The organism is Microbacterium sp. Leaf351 (genome assembly GCF_001423825.1).
In the GTDB taxonomy this organism is placed as follows: domain Bacteria; phylum Actinomycetota; class Actinomycetes; order Actinomycetales; family Microbacteriaceae; genus Microbacterium; species Microbacterium ginsengisoli.
Window position 1 is genome coordinate 75,227 of sequence record NZ_LMPK01000012.1, and the last position, 3,676, is coordinate 78,902.

Below are 3,676 nucleotides of genomic sequence, written 5' to 3' on the forward strand. Positions count from 1 at the left end.
TACTTGTCGGCGACCTGGAGTCGATCGCGGATGCCGAGGATGCAGCGGAGGAAGAAGAGATCGCCCGCATCGTCCGGGAACGTCCCGCCGACAGTGAGGAGATCCCGCTCGCCGAACTTGCCCAGAAGTTCGGGATCGATCTCGACGAACTCTAGCTATGTCTAATCAGGTCTACGGAAACGGTAGACACAGCTAGATTCCGCTAGACACCCGCCCGGCCAGGTTCAGCTCTGGTCCCACGCCTCCACCAGGTACCGAGTTGCGTCTGCGAGGTTCGCTACTTCCTCGTTTCCAGACACAGCGAAATTGATCTTGATGTCGGCGCCGGTCGCGTAGAACACGTACGGGTAGCCGCCGTCGTGGAGAATCTGCGCACGTCCATCTTTCGCTGACTCAAGGAGATGGTCGACCCAGGTCCGGTATGGGACGTACGCGAGTCGGCGGGCGATCACCGCATTCAGGTGGATTGTTCTTTCCTCGTTCGATTCGAGTGCGATCCGACCGATGTCTTCTGCGGAGACACCGGCCGCGATCTCGTACACGTATGCGTCATATCCGAGCATCGGCCGCTCCCGTTCCTCGTCGTTGGGATGATGTATGCCGTCCTCCACGTGGTCTGAGGTCGATGCCGGCGGCACGTAGGTGGCGGTTGGCTGTCGTTTCGCTGCATCCAGCGATGCGTGCGATCTGCCCGATGGTGTGCTGATGCGTCTCGTACTGCTCGCGCAACCAGACAGGATCAGGGGTGAAGGTGCGGGGTCGTCCTCGACGGGTTTGGGTGCCCGCGTCGGCGAGTATGCGACTCACGGTCTGCCGGGACACGTTGGCATCTGCAGCGATCTCGGACGTCGACGCTCCTGCCGTGTACGCCCGCACCATGTCGTCTGGCGAGCTGGACTTCATGGCAGCTGTTCGCGCTGGGCGGCTCGGCGGCCACAGGGTTGAGGCGGTTTGCGCGCTTTCCGTCCGGGCCGTGTCGGCGACGGGAGGGCACCACGTGATCGGCTCGTGGATGCCGTTGGCGATGAGGAAGTCGGCGGCGATCTGCTCTAGCCGGAGGCGGCCCTCATGCGGCAGCGCTTTCACGAAGCGGGCGACGGATCGTGTGCTGACTCCCGTAGCTCCCCACTCGGCCGGGAGCGTGCGGAGCGGGTTGCCGGACAGTGTCCGGTACAGGAACGCACGAGCCACCCGCCACCGCCGTCCGCCGCCCGCGGATACGCCCACCGCCCGGCACGATTCCCGCCACTCGGCTTCTGGTAGCAGTCCGGTGTAATCGAGGGAGCGGCGCCGGGTGTAGTCCACGGGCACGTCGTGGGTGTCCAGGAACGCGACCAACCGGAGGATCGCGTGGAGCGTGTGGACGTCGTGGGCGCTGCGGCCGAGGTCACGCATCACGTGCGTGACTTGCCGGACCGGTGCGTCCGGATCGAGCAGAGCGAGGGCTGCGGAGTGTGTGAGCCGTGTGCCGGTGAACACGACAGCCGCCGCCAGTGCTGATGCCGCGATCTCGTTTGTCACGCGGAGCGGCGCGTGGTGGGCGATCCACTCGTCCCACAGCTGTGCGGGTACCGTCCGGGCGCGTTCGGCCGGCCCGATCCCGGAAGGTGGCGCGGACTGCAGGAACACGGTAGGACGGCGGCGTCGCCCCAGCGCGGTGGCGATGAGCGTCTGTAGTTGCGGGGTGTTGGCTGTGTACGACGTGCTCTGCGCGACGCGTCCCCGCAGGAGGGTAGCAACGGTCTCAGGGTTGGCCAATGCCGTCAGCGCGAGGGTGGTACCGGCTGCCGCCCCAACTGCGGACTCCGGTCGCGCCCGGACGGCCGGGGTCCAATCCTCGCTCGCCCGGAACAGCTGGACGGCATCTTCCCCGAGCGCGCCGGTATCGATGCCGTCGTCAGCGACCATCGCGTTCCGTGCGATGCGAGACAGCAGCCGGACGTCTTCCAGCACGGCCACTGCTGGCTGCGGTGCGCCCACGTAGATCCCGAACCGTGCGCTCCCGGTGGAGATGATCCGCATCATCGCCCGCTGCGCTTCCAACACGGCGCGAGGGACGGGAGCGGGTGTCGGGTTGTCGGTGAGGTCTGCCCGGCATCGGTTGGCCTGGGGGCCTCTCTGCGGACCCGGGATCGGGTTGTGGCAGCGGCCGGGAACCGGAACGAGGGCGAGCGGGTGAGCGCGTTGCCGGGCGGGACGATCGCATGCGCGGCATCGATCTACGAGCAGGCGACGATGGCGGGCGCACGCAAACCCGAACGGGAACTGCCACGACATCCGCCATCGCCCACCTGAGTCGACCAGGCACTCGGGGCAGTATCGTCCCGTAGTTCCCGCAGCCGGGCATTGCGCGCTTATCCGCCCCTGCCGGGTGAAACGGATCGCGTGGCGTGCAAACCTCATCCTGGTCATCTCATGGAACTGATCTGTGGGGATGCCCGTCGACGCTTCGAGTCGGGAGGCCTGGTCGGCGGTGAGGGTAGTGGCCCACATGTCCGCCATCCATGCAGTCGCGGAGACCGCCAATCCTTTCTGCTGCTCGATGAGGCCGAGTGCGCAAGCCATCTCGTTCATCGTTGCCCCGTAGGTGGCCGCCATCTTCTCCAGCCAGGAGTCGAACGGCTCATCCGGCAGCGGCCGCACTCGGAACGGCAGTACCCGCACCTGATCCGAGGGCGTTGCCGTCGTCGTGGTCATGCGGTCGCCGCCTCTGCGTCCTGATTCTTGCGGCGGCGGTGTGCTTTCTGGGTTCGCGATTGCTGTTCGAGCTTGGCCTCAAGCTCGCGTCGTTCGGTTTCGGCGCCTTCGTCGATGCGGATGTCGTCGAGCAGTTCGCGGTCGATGGATTCCCGGCCGGTGCGGATTGCGCGAGATGCGCCGCGGCGGATCAGGTCCATCAGGGAGCCGATGTTTCCAGTGGTGCGGGCGAACAGGTACCGCGATAGGTCCACCAGCATCCCAGGGCGAGCGTCGGTGAGGACGAGGGATTGTTCGATGCCGAATAGCAACCGGCCCCATTCCTCCCTGCCGCGTTTGTGGGCGAGAGTGAACGGGCTCAACCCGAGCACCGTCCACCGGCGGAATGTCTGTGCCATCGCCGCTTCCCTCCCGGTCTCACCTTCACCTACCAGGCCGCGGGCGCGCAGGGCGACGCCGGCGAACAGGAAGGNCATGTTCAGGAAGTGCAGGTCGTCGATGATCACCAGCCGGGTGTCGTGTCGTTCGATGCATTCCGCTGCCGCCCGCGCCAGGTCACGGCCGGCCATCGACCGGTGCAGGATGCCGGCGGTGGCGGGGTGGGCGTAGAAGCCGAGGATCATCATGTGCAGCCCTTTGATCGTCAGCCGCCCGGTCAACGTGACGTGGCACACCGGCAAGTGCCGAATATCCCTGTCCGGGTCCAACCAGTCCCCGACCTCCGCGTTCCGCTGCTGATGGAACATCCGGCCGAAGTTGTTCACCACGGTCGACTTCCCCAACGCTGGCGGCGCGTCAATCGCTGCGGCGGACTTGACCCGGTCGGAGTCCTGCAGGTTCGAGTCGAGGATGTCCGCCAATTGCACCTCGATGTCCTCCACCTGCCGGGTGCGCAGCAGGATGTTCGCATGCCAAACTCGCCGCTCCAGGTCGTACGCCGCGCGTTCGCGAGCCGGCAACGAATCCAGCTGTAGGCGGG

Annotated in this window: 2 protein-coding genes; both read right to left on the reverse strand. The window is 66.3% G+C overall.

Annotated elements, in window-relative coordinates:
* Positions 1-224 precede the first annotated feature (224 nt).
* On the reverse strand, positions 225-542 hold the full coding sequence (locus ASG00_RS05290) for a hypothetical protein (RefSeq protein WP_156454719.1): 318 nt from the start codon (positions 540-542) through the stop codon (positions 225-227).
* Between the two features lie 7 nt (positions 543-549).
* A complete protein-coding gene (locus ASG00_RS05295; protein WP_056518830.1) occupies positions 550-2,697 on the reverse strand; it encodes a TniQ family protein in 2,148 nt (715 codons plus the stop codon).
* Between the last annotated feature and the right edge of the window lie 979 nt (positions 2,698-3,676).